This window comes from Mesorhizobium sp. C264A, assembly GCF_040324515.1.
Lineage (GTDB): Bacteria > Pseudomonadota > Alphaproteobacteria > Rhizobiales > Rhizobiaceae > Mesorhizobium.
Genome location: NZ_JAMYVY010000002.1, coordinates 1,853,752 through 1,870,837, shown reverse-complemented (window position 1 = coordinate 1,870,837; position 17,086 = coordinate 1,853,752). Strand labels below are relative to the sequence as shown.

25 protein-coding genes are annotated in these 17,086 nt (G+C 62.9%); 13 read left to right on the top strand and 12 right to left on the bottom strand.

All coding sequences use genetic code 11. The annotated features are described in order from the left end of the window. Positions 1-18 precede the first annotated feature (18 nt). From NKL04_RS28205 to NKL04_RS28175, 7 genes are all read left to right on the top strand, one after another. Positions 19-1,044 (top strand): class I fructose-bisphosphate aldolase, encoded by a 1,026-nt coding sequence (locus NKL04_RS28205; protein WP_023701319.1) that lies wholly within the window; start codon positions 19-21, stop codon positions 1,042-1,044. 172 nt (positions 1,045-1,216) lie between these two features. Beyond that, positions 1,217-1,957 (top strand): DUF899 domain-containing protein, encoded by a 741-nt coding sequence (locus tag NKL04_RS28200; protein WP_023701318.1) that lies wholly within the window; start codon positions 1,217-1,219, stop codon positions 1,955-1,957. Positions 1,958-2,020: 63 nt separating this feature from the next. After that, positions 2,021-2,734: an SGNH/GDSL hydrolase family protein gene (locus NKL04_RS28195; RefSeq protein WP_023701317.1), complete on the top strand. Its 714-nt coding sequence runs from the start codon at positions 2,021-2,023 to the stop codon at positions 2,732-2,734. Positions 2,735-2,818: 84 nt separating this feature from the next. Further along, positions 2,819-3,262, top strand: a complete 444-nt coding sequence (locus NKL04_RS28190; protein ID WP_023701316.1) for a hypothetical protein — start codon at positions 2,819-2,821, stop codon at positions 3,260-3,262. Between the two features lie 192 nt (positions 3,263-3,454). After that, positions 3,455-3,625: a hypothetical protein gene (locus NKL04_RS28185; RefSeq protein ID WP_023670139.1), complete on the top strand. Its 171-nt coding sequence runs from the start codon at positions 3,455-3,457 to the stop codon at positions 3,623-3,625. Positions 3,626-3,807: 182 nt separating this feature from the next. Then, the gene (locus NKL04_RS28180; protein ID WP_031209432.1) at positions 3,808-4,212 is read left to right on the top strand and encodes a hypothetical protein; all 405 of its coding nucleotides are present in this window, start codon (positions 3,808-3,810) and stop codon (positions 4,210-4,212) included. A 126-nt stretch (positions 4,213-4,338) separates the two neighbouring features. Next, positions 4,339-5,058, top strand: a complete 720-nt coding sequence (locus NKL04_RS28175; protein WP_023683994.1) for a helix-turn-helix transcriptional regulator — start codon at positions 4,339-4,341, stop codon at positions 5,056-5,058. Between the two features lie 63 nt (positions 5,059-5,121). On the opposite strand, the gene NKL04_RS28170 is transcribed toward NKL04_RS28175, so the two are convergent. The 3 genes from NKL04_RS28170 to NKL04_RS28160 form a co-directional block, all read right to left on the bottom strand. Continuing rightward, positions 5,122-5,814: a DUF1013 domain-containing protein gene (locus NKL04_RS28170; protein ID WP_023670142.1), complete on the bottom strand. Its 693-nt coding sequence runs from the start codon at positions 5,812-5,814 to the stop codon at positions 5,122-5,124. 326 nt (positions 5,815-6,140) lie between these two features. Continuing rightward, entirely contained in the window at positions 6,141-6,281 is a 141-nt protein-coding gene (locus tag NKL04_RS28165; RefSeq protein WP_023670143.1) for a DUF1127 domain-containing protein, read from the bottom strand. A 356-nt stretch (positions 6,282-6,637) separates the two neighbouring features. Next, positions 6,638-7,648, bottom strand: a complete 1,011-nt coding sequence (locus NKL04_RS28160; protein ID WP_032887144.1) for an NAD(P)H-quinone oxidoreductase — start codon at positions 7,646-7,648, stop codon at positions 6,638-6,640. Positions 7,649-7,794: 146 nt separating this feature from the next. On the opposite strand from NKL04_RS28160, the gene NKL04_RS28155 reads away from it, so the two are divergent. Genes NKL04_RS28155 through NKL04_RS28145 form a run of 3 tightly spaced genes read left to right on the top strand, consistent with a single transcriptional unit; the run spans position 7,795 to position 9,619 of the window. Beyond that, positions 7,795-7,989 carry a DUF1192 domain-containing protein gene (locus tag NKL04_RS28155; RefSeq protein ID WP_023701314.1) on the top strand — a complete coding sequence of 65 codons (195 nt, stop codon included), beginning with the start codon at positions 7,795-7,797 and terminating at the stop codon, positions 7,987-7,989. A gap of 26 nt (positions 7,990-8,015) precedes the next feature. Then, a complete protein-coding gene (locus tag NKL04_RS28150) occupies positions 8,016-9,323 on the top strand; it encodes an MFS transporter (protein ID WP_348529197.1) in 1,308 nt (435 codons plus the stop codon). Positions 9,324-9,355: 32 nt separating this feature from the next. Next, a complete protein-coding gene (locus tag NKL04_RS28145; RefSeq protein WP_023690079.1) occupies positions 9,356-9,619 on the top strand; it encodes an ArsR/SmtB family transcription factor in 264 nt (87 codons plus the stop codon). 29 nt (positions 9,620-9,648) lie between these two features. On the opposite strand, the gene NKL04_RS28140 is transcribed toward NKL04_RS28145, so the two are convergent. The 5 genes from NKL04_RS28140 to NKL04_RS28120 all read right to left on the bottom strand — a co-directional run bounded on the left by NKL04_RS28140 (position 9,649) and on the right by NKL04_RS28120 (position 12,465). Beyond that, a complete protein-coding gene (locus NKL04_RS28140) occupies positions 9,649-10,113 on the bottom strand; it encodes an SRPBCC family protein (protein WP_023715031.1) in 465 nt (154 codons plus the stop codon). 15 nt (positions 10,114-10,128) lie between these two features. Next, positions 10,129-10,503: a nuclear transport factor 2 family protein gene (locus NKL04_RS28135; protein ID WP_032887163.1), complete on the bottom strand. Its 375-nt coding sequence runs from the start codon at positions 10,501-10,503 to the stop codon at positions 10,129-10,131. A gap of 23 nt (positions 10,504-10,526) precedes the next feature. Then, on the bottom strand, positions 10,527-10,853 hold the full coding sequence (locus tag NKL04_RS28130) for an ArsR/SmtB family transcription factor (RefSeq protein ID WP_031198036.1): 327 nt from the start codon (positions 10,851-10,853) through the stop codon (positions 10,527-10,529). A gap of 5 nt (positions 10,854-10,858) precedes the next feature. Then, the gene (locus tag NKL04_RS28125; protein WP_023701312.1) at positions 10,859-11,515 is read right to left on the bottom strand and encodes a glutathione S-transferase family protein; all 657 of its coding nucleotides are present in this window, start codon (positions 11,513-11,515) and stop codon (positions 10,859-10,861) included. A gap of 116 nt (positions 11,516-11,631) precedes the next feature. Then, positions 11,632-12,465, bottom strand: a complete 834-nt coding sequence (locus NKL04_RS28120) for an alpha/beta fold hydrolase (protein ID WP_023701311.1) — start codon at positions 12,463-12,465, stop codon at positions 11,632-11,634. Between the two features lie 103 nt (positions 12,466-12,568). On the opposite strand from NKL04_RS28120, the gene NKL04_RS28115 reads away from it, so the two are divergent. The 3 genes from NKL04_RS28115 to NKL04_RS28105 all read left to right on the top strand — a co-directional run bounded on the left by NKL04_RS28115 (position 12,569) and on the right by NKL04_RS28105 (position 14,016). Next, positions 12,569-13,096: a winged helix-turn-helix transcriptional regulator gene (locus NKL04_RS28115; protein WP_023670151.1), complete on the top strand. Its 528-nt coding sequence runs from the start codon at positions 12,569-12,571 to the stop codon at positions 13,094-13,096. Positions 13,097-13,175: 79 nt separating this feature from the next. Next, positions 13,176-13,409, top strand: a complete 234-nt coding sequence (locus tag NKL04_RS28110; protein WP_023684002.1) for a hypothetical protein — start codon at positions 13,176-13,178, stop codon at positions 13,407-13,409. A 175-nt stretch (positions 13,410-13,584) separates the two neighbouring features. Then, entirely contained in the window at positions 13,585-14,016 is a 432-nt protein-coding gene (locus tag NKL04_RS28105; RefSeq protein WP_023701310.1) for a GlcG/HbpS family heme-binding protein, read from the top strand. 245 nt (positions 14,017-14,261) lie between these two features. On the opposite strand, the gene NKL04_RS28100 is transcribed toward NKL04_RS28105, so the two are convergent. The 4 genes from NKL04_RS28100 to NKL04_RS28085 all read right to left on the bottom strand — a co-directional run bounded on the left by NKL04_RS28100 (position 14,262) and on the right by NKL04_RS28085 (position 17,044). Beyond that, positions 14,262-14,663 (bottom strand): hypothetical protein, encoded by a 402-nt coding sequence (locus tag NKL04_RS28100; protein ID WP_023670154.1) that lies wholly within the window; start codon positions 14,661-14,663, stop codon positions 14,262-14,264. Between the two features lie 193 nt (positions 14,664-14,856). Next, positions 14,857-15,804, bottom strand: a complete 948-nt coding sequence (locus tag NKL04_RS28095) for an agmatinase (protein WP_023701309.1) — start codon at positions 15,802-15,804, stop codon at positions 14,857-14,859. A 196-nt stretch (positions 15,805-16,000) separates the two neighbouring features. Next, positions 16,001-16,183, bottom strand: coding sequence for a 50S ribosomal protein L32 (gene rpmF / locus NKL04_RS28090; RefSeq protein ID WP_008834724.1), 183 nt, complete (start codon positions 16,181-16,183; stop codon positions 16,001-16,003). A 153-nt stretch (positions 16,184-16,336) separates the two neighbouring features. Then, entirely contained in the window at positions 16,337-17,044 is a 708-nt protein-coding gene (locus NKL04_RS28085; protein WP_050593574.1) for a transglycosylase domain-containing protein, read from the bottom strand. Positions 17,045-17,086 lie beyond the last annotated feature (42 nt).

Here is a 17,086-nt window from a genome sequence, read left to right as displayed (position 1 = left end):
CCCCTTAGGAGAAGAAAAATGAGCGAACGTCTCGAAGACATTGCCGCCGCGATGGTGGCCGGCGGCAAGGGCCTGCTGGCCGCCGATGAGAGCTCCGGCACCATCAAGAAGCGCTTCGACGTTATCGGCGTCGAATCGACCGCCGATAGCCGCCGCGACTACCGCGAGATGATGTTCCGCGCCAAGGACGCAATGACGAAGTACATCTCCGGCGTCATTCTCTACGACGAGACCATCCGTCAGAAGGCTGCCGACGGCACGCCTCTGGTCGACATCATCAAGGCGGCGGGCGCCATTCCCGGCATCAAGGTCGATGCCGGCGCCAAGCCGCTCGCCGGCTTTCCCGGCGATACCGTTACCGAAGGCCTCGACGGCTTGCGCGAGCGGCTCGCGGATTATTACAAGCTCGGCGCCCGCTTCGCCAAATGGCGCGCGGTGATCGACATCGACACCGGCAAGGGCGTGCCCTCGGTCAATTCGATTGCCTCCAACGCCCATGCGCTGGCCCGCTATGCCGCACTGTGCCAGGAGGCTGGCATCGTGCCGATCGTCGAGCCGGAAGTGCTGATGGACGGCGCGCACGACATCGACACCTGCTACGACATCTCGAAGGCAACGCTGATCAAGCTCTATGACGAGCTGCATGCGGCGCGCGTTTTGCTGGGAGGCACCATCCTGAAGCCGAACATGGTGCTGGCCGGCAGGAAGTCGGGCAAGGTGAGCAGCCCCGAAGAGGTCGCGGAAAAGACCATAAAACTGTTCCGCGAAACCGTACCGGCAGCGGTGCCGGGCATCGCCTTCCTTTCGGGCGGGCAGTCGGACGAGGAGGCGACCGCCAACCTCAACGCCATCAACGCCATCGGCCAGCATCCGTGGAAGCTGACCTTCTCCTATGGCCGCGCCTTGCAGGCCGCCCCGCAAAAGGCCTGGAGCGGCAAGGCATCGAACGTCGCCGCCGGCCAGGCCGCCTTCACCCATCGTGCCCACATGAACCATCTGGCGGCGCTGGGACAATGGACGGCGAGCCTCGAACAGGCCGCCTGAGCGCAGTCCTCCCGTTGTCATACAACCCGGGCCGATGCGCCCGGGTTTGTTTATGCAAAGCCCGGCTTGGACGGAGTTCGTCCATCCTTATCTCCTTTTCGGCAAAAGCTGACGGCGATGTCGGTTTCTGCCCACCCCAAACGTCCTTGGGTGAACAGACAGGGAGAACTTCATGACTCGCAGCAAGGTGGTTTCGCGTGAAGACTGGTTTGAGGCGCACAAGGCGCATCTGGCGCGCGAGAAGGAATTGACACGGTTGCGTGAGCGCATCGCCGCCGAGCGGCGTGAACTGCCCTGGATGAAAATCCGCAAGGACTATGTCTTCGAGACCGAGCAGGGTCCGAAGAACCTGGCCGGACTGTTCGGCGCCAACAGCCAACTGATCGTCTACCACTTCATGATGACGCCAGGATCGAACCACCGCTGCGAAGGATGCTCCTTCCTTGCCGACCATATAGACGGCGCCGATCAGCATCTGAGGCACCACGACGTGTCGCTGGTGGTGGTTGCGCGCGCGCCGCTGGCGGAACTGCTGCCTTACAAGCAGCGTATGGGCTGGAAATTCGACTGGGTGTCGTCCTACGCCTCGGATTTCAACTTCGACATGCAGGTCTCCTTCACCGACAAGCAGATCGCGGCCGGCGACACCACCTACAATTTCGAGACGCGTCCGCGCACGTCAAAGGACCTTCCCGGCACCAGTGTTTTCTACAAGGACGAGAACGGCGACATATTCCTTACCTTTATGTCGCGCGCCCGCGGCGGCGAGGCCCAGATCGGCACTTACGACTATCTCGACATGACACCGAAGGGCCGCGGCGAAAATGGCCCTTATCATAGCCTGATGGACTGGGTGCGGCTGCATGACGAATATCAGGACAAGCCGGCGGACAAGCCGAACTGCTGCGACTAGAAGCTCGTTCACCTCAGGCGAAACTTGCGCTAAGGCTGCCACTGATCTCTAAACGGTATCGCCATGCGCTTCCCGGCCCTTCTTACCTGGCTCGCCTACCCCGTTTATGTCTGGCAGGGCCTCGGCGTGCGCCGCCGCACCACCCGCATGCTGCCGGCACAAGGGCCGGTCATGCACGAAATATCGGGCAAGGCGCCGGCCATCTCGCTGCTGGTGCTGGGCGATTCCTCGGCCGCTTCCGTCGGCATCGGCAATTCCGAGAACGGGCTTGCCGCGCAGCTTGCAATGCTGGTCGCAAAACGAACCGGCCTTGCCGTGCGGTGGCGCGCCGCCGGATTCAACTCGGCAACGTCGGGCCAGATCCGCGACCATGTGCTGCCCAATCTGTCGGCCGATCGGTGGACGCATATAGTGCTGGCCATCGGCACCAACGACACCAAGAATTTCCACTCGGTGCCGCTCTTCAAGAAAGAGTTCGGCGGCCTGCTTTACGCGCTGCGCGCCAAATGGCCGGAGGCCCGCGTCGTCTGGTCGCCGGTGCTGGAATTCACCCGTGCGCCGGCCATGCCGCCGCTGCTCGGCAAGATACTCGAAATCCGCGCTACCGCAATGAACCGCATGGGCGAGCGCCTCTGTTTCGAGCGCGGCGCCGTGCCGGCGCCACGGCTGCCGATCACCAACCCTGAGGCCGGCTTTGCCTCCGATGGCTTTCATGCCTCGGAAGCCGGTTACCGCGCCTGGGCCGAACATCTGGTCGGATGGGTGCTCGCCGATTGACCTGAGGGGGCACAAGCTCGGACTGGTGGGCTTCAGAGAACTGACGTGAGTATTCCAAATACTGTTGATTGCAGCCTGCTTCCAATGGATCTGAGCCAGAATATCATCCAGCAGCAATGGATGAGCTACGGCCTGGATTCCGAAACCGGCAACGACACCTGCACGCTGACCGGCAACCGCGCCGAATCGAGCAAGCATGTCATTCCGGCCGGCCCGGCCAACGCCACGCCCTCTATTGCGGCGAACCTGCCGGAATTCGTGACGACGCGCGGTGGCGATTATTTCTTCGTGCCCAGCCTCAACGCCATCCGGATGATCGCCGTGGGAACGGTGGACCCGACCGGACCCTCAAGGCTATGTCCAGTGCCCCAGCGCACCCGCCAGCGCGATGGCCGCCATGGCGATCAGGGCCAGCTTCCAGAAATCGCCGCGCCGCTTCAGGCCCGGCCAGCCGAGCGGCTTGATCAGCTGAATGGCCATCATGCCGATGATGACGAGCGCGAGGAGTTTCGACATGCCCGCCTTTGAGCAGCATCGCGACAGGCTGTCAAAGCGGTTCTTGCATGGTCTCGGTCGACTTGGCCATTCCTGACAAAAGGCTCGTTTCCGAACCGACCGCGAAGCACCTCGCAGCTTTCTTCAACGAGCTGACATGCTCCTGACAGACTGCTGTCAGGAGGGGTATGCGATAGTGTCTCCATCAGAGAAGAGGAGATGGTCATGAACAGCTTTGGTATTTTGAACAGCGTACAGCACTATGTCGGCAAGATCCGCACGATGCGCAATGAAGTCCGTACCCAGCGCTTCCTGAACTCCTTGCCGGCGGACATCCGCAAGGACATTGGCTGGCCGGATATGTATGAGGGTCACAGCCGCATTCGCGAGATCTGAGGCGTTTTACATGACAATGCTTGGATGCGGACCCCGCAACGCCCGGATCATTGACATGGACCCCCGGGCGGTGACGCCTTGGGCTGGCGCAAAGACTTTTGGCGCCTGCTACGGACAATGCTGAAGGCTCCTGACAGAATGCTGTCAGGAGCACCATGCCACAAACGTGTCAGGAGACATGAATGGTGAAAAGCTGGAACGACAGGCTGAACACGCCGGGCGTCAACGGCGTGAAGCCGACGCCACGCACAATGGGCGACGTCGTCGAGGGCCAGCCGATGCTGGTGCCGACGGCCCGTCAGGTCGATGATTTCATCCGCACGATCCCCAACGGCCTCGAGATGGATGTACGCGCCTTGCGCACCGCGCTCGCCATCGAGCATGGGGCGCAAGTGACATGTCCGGTCACCATCGGCTATCATCTGCGAACCGTCGCCGAAGCCGCCAATGAGGATCTCGAACGCGGCATGACGCTGAACGATATCACGCCGTACTGGCTCGACGTGAACACGCCGACAACGAAGAAGTTGTCCTTCGGCGCGGAATTCGTCGCCGTGCAGCGCAAGCGCGAAGGACTTAAACCATAATGCGTGTCGCCCAAAAGTGCGCAGCGGTTTTTGGGAGAGCGACAAGCATAAAACAGGACATGGATGTCACCCGGAACCGGTTTTGGGACCATGACATTCATAGACAAGCAGCCGAGGGACCATACGATGCGACGTGCCGACAGGCTCTTTCAGATCGTGCAGCACCTGCGTGGCGGCCGGCTGGTCACCGCCCAGAAGCTCGGCACATGGCTCGAGGTTTCCGAGCGGACCATCTACCGCGACATCGCCGATTTGCAGTCGACCGGAGTGCCGATCGACGGCGAGGCCGGCGTCGGCTACATGATGAGGGAGGGTTTCGATCTTCCGCCGCTGATGTTCACGCGTGACGAAATCGTCGCGCTGGTCGCCGGCGCCCGCATGGTGCGGGCCTTTGGCGGCGCGGCCATGGCGCGTGCGGCCGACGAGGCGCTGGTCAAGATCGGCGCCGTCCTGCCCGACGCCGAGAAGGACCGCATCGCCCGCACCGAGATCCACACGCCGATGTGGGTGGTGAGCGACGCCGCGCGTGAGGCGATCGACGTGATCGAGCGCGCTGTCGAGAAGCGACAGGTACTGACCATCGACTACCGCGACGAGGCCGGCCGCGGCACCGGGCGCGACATCCGCCCGCTCGGCCTTTGGTTCTGGGGCAAGGTATGGACGCTGGTTGCCTGGTGCGAGATGCGCGACGATTTCCGCGCCTTCCGCATCGACCGCATCGCCTCGGTGGTCATTGCCGGCCGCATCTTCAAGCCGGAGCGCGGCAAGCAGCTCGCCGATTTCTACCGCGCGGTCGAGCGCAGCGAGGATTATGGCATGACGCCGGACCGGGCGGCGCGCAGCTGAGATTTCGACAATCAGTTAAAAAGCCCGCTCGAAGCGGGCTTTTTTGTTGAACTGTCGCAAACCTCACTCGTCGTCCGCATCTTCCTTCTTGGACTTGAGCGCCGAAAGCTTGGCGAACACGGCGTTGGCGTCCAGTTCGGCATCCTCGTCCTTCGGCTTCTCCGGCGCCGGCACCAGGCGCTCGGTCACGGCAGCCGGCAGCAGCGTGTCGCCGACAGGCTGCGCCTGCTCGCGGCCGCGCGAGGCGCGGTTGACTTCCATGTCGAGGTCGATCTGCGAAGCGAGACCCAGCGTCACCGGGTCCATCGGCTGCAGATTGGCCGAATTCCAGTGCTTGCGCTCGCGGATCTGTTCGATCGTCGACTTGGTCGTGCCGACCAGGCGCGAAATCTGCGCATCCTTCAATTCCGGATGGTTGCGGACCAGCCACAGGATGGCGTTGGGCCGGTCCTGGCGCTTCGACAGCGGTGTGTAGCGGGGACCCTTGCGCTTGGATTCCGGCACCCGCACCTTGGGGTCGGACAATTTCAGGCGCTGGTTCGGATCCTTCTCGGCGCGCGCGATCTCGTCGCGGGTCAGCTGTCCGGTCATGATCGGATCCATGCCCTTGATGCCCTGCGCCGATTCGCCGTCGGCGATCGCCTTGACCTCGAGCGGATGCAACCCGCAGAACTGCGCGATCTGCTCGAAGGAAAGCGCGGTGTTGTCGACCAGCCAGACGGCGGTCGCCTTGGGCATCAGCAGCGTATTGGCCATTTCAAAAATCCTTCTCGTTCGCCCGCGTTCCCGCGCGGGCGGTGGTTTAGAGCCACCAAAATGGGAAATTCGCGGCCTGTATAACCGCTCCGCTGCCGTTTCGCAATGTTTTTGGCGCAGGGCGCAGCCGTCGGACACCGGACAGCGGGGGAGGCCAGGAGGACCTCGGCTCCGGCGATCATTGATGCCGAGTTGTACAGGGGGTCCAAAACGACAAAACCCGCCGGACAGGGTCCAGCGGGTTCGGAACCGGCGACGGGATACCGTCTGCGGCGGCTCTTGCTTCTGCCGCGTGGTCAGGCCTCATCGGCCGACCAGGCTTCGAATTAGATGGCCTTGCGGGCAATCCTCTCGATGTCGCCGCGGCTGATGCCGAGGTCGCTGAGCTGACGGGCGTTGAGCTTGTTCAGCTCGCGCACGGTTTCGTTGTACATACGCCAGTTACGGAAAGCGCGGATCGGGTTCATGGTTGTCCTCCAGTTGTTGGATCAAATCGTTTCGATGACGCTTAGATAGGCAGCGCTGCCCACGAATTGAACAGACGTCTTTGCATAGCCGCAATGCAAATGCTGCATTGCAGCATTAAGCTTCTGTTCATCTTGCCGACACGCTGAGCGCGGAGCATGGCGCGAGGTTCAGGTCAGGCCGAGCAGAGAATGGCGGCTCCCGAGAACCGGAGCGGAGCGTACTTCAGTACGTGACACCGGCCTACGCCGGCCGTAGCCTTAACTGCCGCAACCCCTCATGAGGGCTTCGGCCGGCGAAGGCCGGAAGCGCAGGGAGCCGCCATTCGCAGGCCGGCCTCACCTGAATCTCGCCCCATCTAGCCGACGTCGAGAACGATCTTGCCTATATGCTCGCCCTCTTCCATGCGCTCATGCGCCCGCCAGGCGTCGGTCAGCGGGAAGATCATGTCCATCACCGGTGCTACCTTCCGGGTGCCGAGCAGCGGCCACACCTGTGCTTCCAGTGCGGCGGCGAGCGCCGCCTTGAACTCGACCGTGCGAGGCCGCAGCGTCGAGCCGGTGTGGGTCAGCCGCTTGACCATGATTTTCGAGAAATCGGCGCTCGCCACCGCGCCGGCCTGGACGGCGATCTGGACGATCCTGCCCTCGACCGCGGCGGCCTCGTAGTTGCGCGCGATATAGTCGCCGCCGACCATGTCGAGAATGACGTCGGCCCCCTTGCCACCGGTCGCATCCTTGACCGCCGCGACGAAATCCTCCTCGCGGTAGTTGATCGCCCGGTCGGCGCCGAGCTTCAGGCAGGCGTCGCATTTCTCCTTCGAGCCGGCGGTGGTGACGACATAGGCGCCGAAGGCCGACGCCAGCTGGATCGCCGTGGTGCCGATGCCCGATGAGCCGCCATGGACCAGCAGCGTCTCACCCTTTTTCAAGCCGCCGCGCTCGAACACATTGTGCCAGACGGTGAAATAGTTTTCCGGAACCGCGGCCGCCTCCGTGTGGGTGAAGCCGGCGGGCAGCGGCAGCACGCTGCCGGCATGAACCTTGACATATTCGGCATAACCGCCCCCCGGCGTCAGCGCGCAGACCCGGTCGCCGATGCGCCAGCGCGATATCTCGTCGCCAAGGGCGGCCACTTCGCCCGATGCCTCGAGACCGGGCAGGTCGGAAGCGCCGGGCGGCGCCGGATAGGCGCCCTTGCGCTGCTGCACGTCGGGGCGGTTGACGCCGGCCGCACGCACCCGGATCAGGATTTCGCCGGGACCAGGCACCGGCACGTCGCGCGTTTCCGGTTTCAGCACCCGCGGCCCGCCCGGTTGCGAGATCGCGATGGCCGTCATTGTGGCTGGAATTTTATGTCCGCTCGCCATGAAATTTCCCGTCTCGGTCCGCCGGTCTGTCGCCGGCTGCCAGCTTCTTGCCGGCTGTTTGCATCTGCGCCCCTGCCCTATGTATGCTGATTGCCGGATCAGGCAAATGGCCAAACCAGCGCAATACTGAATAGGGAGGAGCGACGATGGCGATCTTCGACGACGAACCCAAAAAGAAAGCCCGCCCGCATGAGATCGGACAGGATCTGGCGCTGCTTTCGGTCGGTGACCTGACCGAACGGATCAGCATCCTGCGCGAGGAGATTGCCCGGCTCGAAGCCGAACTCCAGACCAAGGGCAGCACCAAATCGGCGGCCGAAGCCCTGTTTCGCCGCGGCTAGCTTTCGCATTAGTTTCGGCGTTGAGCATCCGCCGCCGAAAAGCCCGAATGCGCCTGTCTTCAGACCCCGCCAACAATCTCCAGACGGATCAAACAATGTTTGCAAGCTACAGGCCGATCCTCTCGCTGCTTCGCGGCACCGCTTTCCTGCTCGCGGCTTCGGGGCTGCACGGCCTGTTGTTGCCGTTGCGCGGCCAGCTCGAAGGGTTTTCGACCGCATCGCTCGGTCTGATGGGCACGGCCTGGGCCGGTGGCTTCGTCACCGGCTGCTTCTTCGCACCGCGCCTGGTGCGCCGCGCCGGCCACGTCCGGGCGTTCGGCGCCTTTGCCGCTTCGGGCGCCATCGTGGCGTTGCTTACCGGCCTGATCATCGACGAATATGTCTGGATCCTGCTGCGCGCCTTCACCGGCTTCACCATGGCCGGAGCCTTCATGGTCATCGAAAGCTGGCTGAACGAGAAGGCCACCAACGAGAACCGCGGCACCGTCTTCGGCCTCTACATGATGGTCACCTATGCCTCGATCATGGGCGGCCAGATGATCGTTGCGGGCGGCGACGTCAGATCGGCGTCGCTGTTCATGATCACCGGCATATTGTTCTGCCTGTCGCTGATCCCGACCGCGGTGTCGTCGGCTTCGTCTCCCAAGCCTTTGCAGGACGTCAAGCTCGATGTCAAAGGTCTCTACGCCAACTCGCCGGTGTCGGCGATCGCCTGCCTGTTGGTCGGCATCGCCAATGGCGCCTGGGGCACGCTTGGCGCCGTCTACGGCGCCCGTATCGGCATCTCCACCGCCCAGATCGCACTGATGATGAGCCTTGTCGTTATTGCCGGCGCGGCCATGCAGCTTCCGGCCGGACGCCTCTCCGACAAGACCGACCGCCGTTTCGTGCTGGCGGGCGCGGCTTTCGGCGCCGCACTGTTCGCCATCCTGATCTTCCTGTTCGAACCGCGTTCCGCCGTCCTCGTCATTGTCTTCGCCGCCGCCTACGGCGCCTTTGCCTACACGCTCTATTCGATCGCCGTGGCGCATGCCAACGACCACGCCCGATCGGAGGATTTCGTCAAGGTCTCGGGCGGCCTGCTGCTTCTGTATGGCTTCGGAACCATGATCGGGCCCTTGCTGGCTGCCGCCCTGATGGGCTGGCTCCGCCCCGAAGGCCTGTTCCTGGCCACCGCGCTGGCGCATCTCAGCCTCGCCGCCTACACGCTGCTGCGCATCAGCCGCCGCGCGCCGGTGCCGATCGAAGACCGCGATGCCTTCAAGACCCAGCCGGCCGATCGCTCGGTCACCCCTGAAGCACTGCGGCTCAGAAAAGCGGAAGCCGACGGTTGAGATTTGAAAAGCTTTGCCCCACAAGTATAGGCATGATCTTTTCTGACGCCTTCATGGCGATTGCCGACCCCAACCGGCGCTATCTTCTGGAAGAGCTCCGGCGTGGCCCGAAAACCGTCAACGAGCTGGCTTCGGGCCTTCCAGTCTCCCGCCCGGCCGTGTCCCAGCATTTGAAAGTGCTGCTGGACGCCGGTCTGGTTCAGGCCAGGGCCGAGGGCACGAGGCGGGTCTATACAGTCAGCAGTGCCGGCTTCCTCAAGCTCAATATTTGGCTTGATCAGTTCTGGGAAGCATAGGCCGAGATTCCAGCTCGCCTCCCTGGCTTTCAAGTGTCCGTTGCCAGCGCCTTGCCCAGCGCATCGAGCAGGAATCCGGTACCATGCTCGCGCGATGACGGTGTGTCGTGCCCATCGAGAAACGCGCCCTGCTCGGTCAGCACCAGACGCGTGCCCGTGCCTTCCGGGCGAAGCTCAATTGTCGCCAGCGAAACCGAGATTCTGACATCACCGAACAGCATGTCGTAGCTGTAGACGATGCGCTGGTTGGGCACGATGTCCTGATAGGTGGCGGTATAGGTGTGGATCGGCCCGTCCTTCGGCCCGCCGGCATTGACCTCCTGGCCGCCGACGCGAAAATCCATTTCGTGCCTGTGGGTCATCGGGTTGTCGGGGTCGGCGAACCAGCGCCGCTTGGCGGCCGGATCGCTGAGCGCGAAATAGACTTTCGCCGGTGCAACTGGATAGAGGCGCTCGAGGACGAAGGTGGAGTGGACGACGGATCGTTCGGCCATTTCAGGTCCTCTTGGTCAGCTTGATGGTTTCTGCGCGACGAAGACGCCGTCGCGATAGGACGCGCCGAAATAGACTTCGACGGCGCGCAACCTGTCGTCATGGAACAGATGCAGTTCGGTGTTGCGGAAGGTCTTTCCGTCCGCCGTCTCGCAGCGATAGAGGACAAAGGCGGCGTCCTCGTCCTCGCATATCCGCTCGATGACGATCGAGCTGAAGGCCGGGCTGTCCGGCCAGCAGCGCTCGAAATAGGTCGCACGGTCGATGGCGTCGTCATAGGGGCTGGTGAAGGTGAAATCGTCGGCGAGCACCGCCGCGACGGCAGCCTTGTTATTCGCCTGGTAGGCGGAAAAATAGCCGCGGATCAACTCCGCTCTGCTTTTGCCGGGCATGGTCATTTCTCCTCTGCTTCAGGTCATTCGGTCTCGGCGAGAAAATCGCCGAGCCGGTCGAGCCGACGCTCCCATGTCAGCCGCCGTTCGTTGATCCAGTGTTCTGCGCTGCGCAGCGCCTGCGGCGCGATCTGGCAGGTGCGCACGCGGCCGAGCTTTTCCGAGCGCACCAGCCCGCTTGCTTCGAGCACGTTGAGATGCTGGACGACGGCCGACAGCGACATCGCCAGCGGTTCGGCCAACTGGCTGACCGAGGCCGGCCCACGCGACAGCCGTTCGACCATGCTGCGCCTGGCCGGGTCTGCGAGCGCCTGGAACATCAGGTCGAGCTGGGCGGGATCGTGCAGCATCGCGATCAGCCGTTATTGTAGGGAAAGAACTTGAAGTAGGGCTGCGCCTCCTCGACCACCCGGGCGAAGGACGGCCGCTTGAGCAGGCGGTCGTGGTAGTGTTTCACGGCCGGATAGCTGTCGCCGAACGGCTCGACCTTGTTGGCGTAGAACAGCGCCGGCGAGGCGGCGCAGTCGGCCATGGTGAAGGTGGGGCCGGCCGCCCAGATTTTCGAACGCATCTCCTCCTCGATGATCGCATAAGCGTTGCGCAGTTGCGCGCGCGCCTCATCGACCCCGAATGGATCGGTCTTGTCCTGCGGGCGCAACCTGTCGCCGACGATCTTCTGCATCGGAGCCTGCACATAGAAATCGTAGAAACGGTCGGCCTGGCGGACCTGGAGAGCAAGGTCGGCCTCGGCCGGGATAAGCTCGACCGGCCCGGGATAATTCGCCGCCAGATATTCGATGACGATGGTCGATTCCAGCACCGTGCGATTGCGTGCATCGTCACGCAGCGCCGGCATCTTGCCGGTCGGCGACACCTTCAGGAATGCTGCCCGCGACTGCTCGTCGCCGAGGTCGACGATAACCGGCGTGAAGGGCGTGTCGTTCTCGTAGAACGCAATCAGCGGTTTCCAGCAGAACGATGCCAGCGGATGGAAATGGAAGGTCAGGGACATTTTTTGCTCGTCTGTTTGTGGTTCGTCGATACTGGAGCGGTGCCAGCCAGCGCCAACACTGAAGCATTTACTTAACTATTTCCGTGAGGCGAATGTGTCAAGGTTCGAGACTGCCTTCAGGGCTTGGTATGCGTGACGATGGCGGCAACGATCGTGCCCCAGTCGTCGGGATGCAGTTCGTGGCCACCGCCTTCCACGCGGACAAGCCGCCCGCCGGCAACAGCGTCGGCAAGGGCTGCGCCATGCTCGACCGGAAAGATCGGATCCGATGTCCCGTGAATGACGAGCAGCGGAACCTTGATCTCGCGCAGGCGTCCTTTCAGATCCTCGCAGCTCTTCAGCATGAAATGGTTGGTCGCGCTCAGGAAGCCGCCGGATCGGTCGTAGTCCCGTTCGACGAACGCCCGCATCGCCTTCTCGTCGAACGGATGCGCGGTGCTGGCGATCGCACGCACGTCCTTGACGACGAAGCCGATCACCTGGTCGCGGTTCGACCAGTCGACCTTGGCGCCACCGGCCGAGTGCTCCATATAGGCTTCGGTCGCCCCCGGCAGCTGCGATGTGTCGATCACCACCGGCGAACTGCTGATCGCCGTCAGCGAGATGACACGCGAGGGATGTTTCAACACCAGTCGTTGCGCGATCATGCCGCCCATCGACATCCCGACCACATGCGCCTTTCCTATGCCATAGCTGTCGAGGACGCGCACCGCATCGTCCGCCATGTGGTCGAACGTATACGGCGGCTCGCCCGGCGTATATTTGGTCGACAGGCCGGTGTCACGATTGTCGTAGCGGATCACGAAGCGGCCTTCGCCGGCGAGTTTTTTGCAGAGCGCCTCCGGCCACCAGAGCATCGAGGCCATGGCGCCCATGATCAGCAGAACGGCTGGATCGCCGGGATCGCCGAACGTCTGGGAGGCTATTTCGGGTGCCTCGGCGTTTGTCATGGAACTCTCCTCGCTCCGGCCATCAAACTGATTGCGTTTTGCAATCGGTTGCACGATAATAAAACTGATACGATAATGCAACTGGTTTTTTGAGGAGAGTCGGATGAAAACCGAACACCGCTCGGGATGCCCGATCAATCTGTCGCTGGAAGTGTTCGGCGATCGCTGGAGCCTGATCATCCTGCGCGACATGATTTTTGGCGGCAAACGCCACTTTCGCGAACTGCTCAACGGCTCGATCGAGGGCATCGCTTCCAACATCCTGGCCGACCGGCTGAAGCGGCTGATGGAACTCGGCATGCTGACCAAGGCCGACGACCCCTCGCACAAGCAGAAGGCGATCTACAGCCTGACCGAGATGGCCATCACGCTGGTGCCGATCATGGCGCATCTCGGCGCTTGGGGCCGCGTCTGGCTGCCGGTGAGCGAGGAGCTTTCGATCCGCGCCGAACTGCTGGAGAAAGGCGGGCCGCCAATGTGGGAGCAGTTCATGGACGAGTTGCGCCACGACCATCTGGGCACGCCTGTCGCCACACCCGCGCAGCCTTCCGTCCGCGCTACATTGCAGGCCGGATATGAGGCGGTGGTAGCCCGCAAGGCGTCGAGCGGCATCGAGGCCCCGGCCGCTTGACCAACTTATTTCCCCATTATCAGGCCGGCTCTGCTATCAAGGGGCTGAAAAACATAATTTACGGGATTGGATAACGCTCTTGGTCGAGAACTCTAAGGATACTGCCCGCGCCAGGGCAGATATGCGTTTCAAGAAGCAGGAAGAGGCAGCCACGGTGCGGCAAAAGGCGATGGCGGAGTATGTCGCCGAGGCCGACGCCCGCCAGGCCAAGACCAACAAGCTCCGGGCATTGCGCCTTGCCAAGGAAGCGGAAGACCTCGCCAACGCCCCTGCCGTTCCGGTCAAGAAAGCGCCCCGAGCCAAGAAAAAATAGCGCGGCCTTCTTCATCGACGCCCGATCTGGATGCCGGCGGATCGTATCCGCCATGTGCCACGATCAGCAATGCCCGCCATTCCGCTTTCCCGCGCGAAGCAATTTCAACCGCAACCGGGATTTCGCATCCCGCATGTCAGGTCGATGATTGACGCGTTTTGATCAGGAGACAGCCATGACCGCACTGACCCTCGAAAAAGCCAAGCACATCATCGACGCCGCCTTCGCCAAGGGCGCCGAGATGAAGCTCAAACCGCTCGGCGTTTCCGTGCTGGATGCCGGCGCGCATCTCGTCGCCTTCCAGCGTCAGGACGGCGCCTCGTTCCTGCGCCCGCAAATGTCGGCCGGCAAGGCCTATGGCGCGCTCGCCATCGGCATGGGCTCGCGCCGTGTCGAGGCTTTCGCCAAGGAGCGGCCGCATCTCGTCGCCGGCATTTCGGACGTTTCGGGTGGACGCGTATTGCCTGTCGTCGGCGGCGTGTTGATCCGCGACAAGGCAGGCGCCGTCATCGGCGCCGTCGGAATTTCGGGCGATACGTCTGACAATGACGAGGCCGCCGCCATCGCCGGCATCGAAGCGGCGGGCTTCATCGCCGATCCGGGCTGAGGGGGAGCTTCGTCATCCCAGGGCGAAGCAGGAGCGAAGCTCCGTCGCGAAGACCCCGGGATCCATGCCGCGACCTTTGCCGCAAGTGTAAGCGGAGCAGAATTCTGAACCGTTGCAACGCCTTAGCTTCACGGAATGGATCCCAAGGTCTGCGCCGCGTCGCTTCGCTCCTTGCTTCGCCCCAGGAGGACCAGAAAGAGCAGCCACGCCAATCGCGAACGGATGCGACCATCCAACGAAGGCGGCTAGTTCAAATTTATGTCTCTACTCGCCGACCGCATCGACACCGAAAACCCGGCCAGCACATCGAACAGGGCGATCACCATCAGCGTGAAGAAGACGGAGTGCGCCGCGCCCTTCACCAGCAGGAACTCGACCAGGAACGCCACGAAGACCAGCGTCGACAACAGATGGTCCATGATCGAGGCGTTCGTGGTGCGCACCGACTTCACCATTTCGAGGAACAGGAAGATCAGCCCGATCACCACCATCAGGTCGCCGAGCGTCATCGAGAACACCCCGCCCGACATCATGCTGAACGAGAAGATCTCGGTCGCCCACGGATCGTCGCCGCTGCCGAATATTCCGAGGAGTCCGAGATTGTAGGCCACGAAGGGCACGATCAGCAGCGGGATGGCACCGAACATCAGGCGTCTCCTCTAGCAATTCCAGGAAAGCGGTTTCCCAAGGAATTGCCTAAACAATGGGGGCACCTTCTGTAGAATGCCCCGCAGGCACGCCGTCAAGATTTTTCGCTAGCGCCCGCAAACACGGAAAAAGACCGCGCGAAACAACCCTGTCAGCCACAGTTGCCCCGGCTGACCACCGACACGCCGGGATTCAGCGCTTGAACTGGCCTGTCCGCACGGCGGCGCCGATAGCGTTGAGGATGAAAAGGCCGGCGGTCATCGAGGTGATCTCGTTGACGTCGCGCGCCGGCGCGATCTCGACGATGTCGATGCCGACGACACGTCCCTTGGCGAACAGCCCCTTGATCAGTTCGATCGTCTGCCGGTAGCTGATGCCGCCAGGCGCCGGGCCTTCGACCGCCGGCATGACAGCGGGATCGAGACCGTCGGCATCGATGGTCAGGTAATAGCGGCCACGGTCCGGGATGCGCTTGAGCAGCGCCGCCGTACCGATATCCTGCCATTCATTGGCGGTGACGATGTTGGAGCCGTAGGCGCGGGCCGCCTCGACCTCCTCGAGCCGGGCGCTGCCCTGGCCGCGGATGCCGAGCTGGAAAATCCCGGCTATATGCGCCATCTCCGAAGCGCGGCGGATGGGGCTGGAATAGCCTTCCCTGACCCCGTTGACATTGTCGCGCCAGTCGAGATGGGCATCGATCTGAACCAGGGTGATCGGCCCTTCGCCGTCAAGCGCCCGCAGGATCGGGATCGGAATGCCGTGATCGCCGCCAATGGTGATCGGCAAGGCGGCGGCGACGCGGATCTTTCGGATCGCCGCTTCGGCCAACCTGTAGTGGCCGCCGGCGGCATCGCCGGGGACATCGCCGACATCGACCACCTTGACGTCCTGCCCGTCGAACAGGGTTCCGCCAATGTCGAAATCATAGCGGTCGAGCCCGAGGCTGATGCGCTGCGAGGCGCGCCGCACCGCCGTCGGCGCGTTGGTCTGGTCGTTGACCAGCTCGTCGATCGTGTAGGGACTGCCGTAAGGCATGCCGATGATGGCGACATCCGCCTTCAGCGCATCGAGGTCCTCGACCAGCGGGAAGTTCATGAAGGTCTGGAAGATATCGCGCGGTGCTGTGGTGAGCTTGGTCATGCGGTCCCTCTGAAGCCGGCCGATCATCGCGCGGAAGCGCCGCGACAAGGCATCACTCAATACAGCACCGCCGCCGCAGCTTGTATCGCCACGGACGCCCGGTCTTTGGCATAGTTGGCGGCGCGACGCGCACCAAACGCAAAAAAACCGGCCAATGGCCGGTTCTTTTGGCATTCAAACCCTTCGAAAGCTGGTCTCAGCTTTCCTTGGGCGTCAGCACCTGGCGACCGCGATACATGCCGGTCTTCAGGTCGATATGGTGCGGGCGGCGCATTTCGCCGGAATTCTTGTCCTCGACATAGGTCGGGGCCTTGAGAGCGTCGGCCGAGCGGCGCATGCCGCGCTTGGACGGAGAGGTTTTTCGTTTCGGAACGGCCATGGATATGCTCCACTACATGGTCAAAATGCCCCGATAGCCCTCGTGAAAGGGCCGCGTCAGGGCCATAATCTGAGAAAGTCGGGTGCCTATACACGCCCTGCGCCGTTTTGGCCAGCACCGTGGCGATTTTTTTTGAGCCGGCAGCGGTTCGACCTAATCAAGACAACCGACATACGCGCCCGAACGGCCGGCGCGGCGTTCGATCAGCGACGCCAGGCGCCGCAGACCCGGACCGGGCTTGGCCGGATTGCGGGCGATCGGATTGGGCAGCGAGACGGCCAGCAATGCCGCCTGCCGCCGCGACAGCTGTTTGGCCGAAACGCCGAAATGGTGCTGCGCCGCCGCCTCGATGCCGTAAATGCCCGGCCCCCATTCGGCGATGTTGAGGTAGATCTCCATGATCCGCCGTTTCGACATCACCGCGTCGAAATAGACGGCCAGCGGCAGTTCGATCACCTTGCGCACCGAGCCCAGCGGCCGCGACCACAGGAAAAGGTTCTTCACCGTCTGCATGGTGATGGTCGAGGCGCCGCGCGTCGCCTCGCCGGCCAGCGCATCGTCGACGACGCCGCGCAATTCGCCGAGATCGATGCCGCGATGGAAGCAGAATTGCCCGTCCTCCGACATGATCACCGAATTGGCCAGCACCGGGGACACATCGTCGATCGACACCCAGCGCCGGTCGTAACCGGAGAAGGTCGCGAGGTCTTTGACCATCAAGGTCGATATCGGATGCACGACGGACGGCAGATAGAGGAAGGTCAGCCCAACGGGTATCGCCGCCAGCACGACGGCGACGACCAGGCCGCGCCGTGCCAGGCGCTTCAGACCGGCGCGGTTCACGCGCCTTGGTCGCGCCATCTCAAACCCTTCGGTTTCATGATCGACGATCGGTTCCGTCAA

Coding starts and splice junctions, on each gene's coding strand:
- NKL04_RS28205 (WP_023701319.1), top strand. CDS start 19: ATGAGCGAACGTCTCGAAGACATTGCCGCCGCGATGGTGGCCGGCGGC.
- NKL04_RS28200 (WP_023701318.1), top strand. CDS start 1,217: ATGACTCGCAGCAAGGTGGTTTCGCGTGAAGACTGGTTTGAGGCGCAC.
- NKL04_RS28195 (WP_023701317.1), top strand. CDS start 2,021: ATGCGCTTCCCGGCCCTTCTTACCTGGCTCGCCTACCCCGTTTATGTC.
- NKL04_RS28190 (WP_023701316.1), top strand. CDS start 2,819: ATGGATCTGAGCCAGAATATCATCCAGCAGCAATGGATGAGCTACGGC.
- NKL04_RS28185 (WP_023670139.1), top strand. CDS start 3,455: ATGAACAGCTTTGGTATTTTGAACAGCGTACAGCACTATGTCGGCAAG.
- NKL04_RS28180 (WP_031209432.1), top strand. CDS start 3,808: ATGGTGAAAAGCTGGAACGACAGGCTGAACACGCCGGGCGTCAACGGC.
- NKL04_RS28175 (WP_023683994.1), top strand. CDS start 4,339: ATGCGACGTGCCGACAGGCTCTTTCAGATCGTGCAGCACCTGCGTGGC.
- NKL04_RS28170 (WP_023670142.1), bottom strand. CDS start 5,814: ATGGCCAATACGCTGCTGATGCCCAAGGCGACCGCCGTCTGGCTGGTC.
- NKL04_RS28165 (WP_023670143.1), bottom strand. CDS start 6,281: ATGAACCCGATCCGCGCTTTCCGTAACTGGCGTATGTACAACGAAACC.
- NKL04_RS28160 (WP_032887144.1), bottom strand. CDS start 7,648: ATGGCGAGCGGACATAAAATTCCAGCCACAATGACGGCCATCGCGATC.
- NKL04_RS28155 (WP_023701314.1), top strand. CDS start 7,795: ATGGCGATCTTCGACGACGAACCCAAAAAGAAAGCCCGCCCGCATGAG.
- NKL04_RS28145 (WP_023690079.1), top strand. CDS start 9,356: ATGATCTTTTCTGACGCCTTCATGGCGATTGCCGACCCCAACCGGCGC.
- NKL04_RS28140 (WP_023715031.1), bottom strand. CDS start 10,113: ATGGCCGAACGATCCGTCGTCCACTCCACCTTCGTCCTCGAGCGCCTC.
- NKL04_RS28135 (WP_032887163.1), bottom strand. CDS start 10,503: ATGCCCGGCAAAAGCAGAGCGGAGTTGATCCGCGGCTATTTTTCCGCC.
- NKL04_RS28130 (WP_031198036.1), bottom strand. CDS start 10,853: ATGCTGCACGATCCCGCCCAGCTCGACCTGATGTTCCAGGCGCTCGCA.
- NKL04_RS28125 (WP_023701312.1), bottom strand. CDS start 11,515: ATGTCCCTGACCTTCCATTTCCATCCGCTGGCATCGTTCTGCTGGAAA.
- NKL04_RS28120 (WP_023701311.1), bottom strand. CDS start 12,465: ATGACAAACGCCGAGGCACCCGAAATAGCCTCCCAGACGTTCGGCGAT.
- NKL04_RS28115 (WP_023670151.1), top strand. CDS start 12,569: ATGAAAACCGAACACCGCTCGGGATGCCCGATCAATCTGTCGCTGGAA.
- NKL04_RS28105 (WP_023701310.1), top strand. CDS start 13,585: ATGACCGCACTGACCCTCGAAAAAGCCAAGCACATCATCGACGCCGCC.
- NKL04_RS28100 (WP_023670154.1), bottom strand. CDS start 14,663: ATGTTCGGTGCCATCCCGCTGCTGATCGTGCCCTTCGTGGCCTACAAT.
- NKL04_RS28095 (WP_023701309.1), bottom strand. CDS start 15,804: ATGACCAAGCTCACCACAGCACCGCGCGATATCTTCCAGACCTTCATG.
- rpmF (WP_008834724.1), bottom strand. CDS start 16,183: ATGGCCGTTCCGAAACGAAAAACCTCTCCGTCCAAGCGCGGCATGCGC.
- NKL04_RS28085 (WP_050593574.1), bottom strand. CDS start 17,044: ATGGCGCGACCAAGGCGCGTGAACCGCGCCGGTCTGAAGCGCCTGGCA.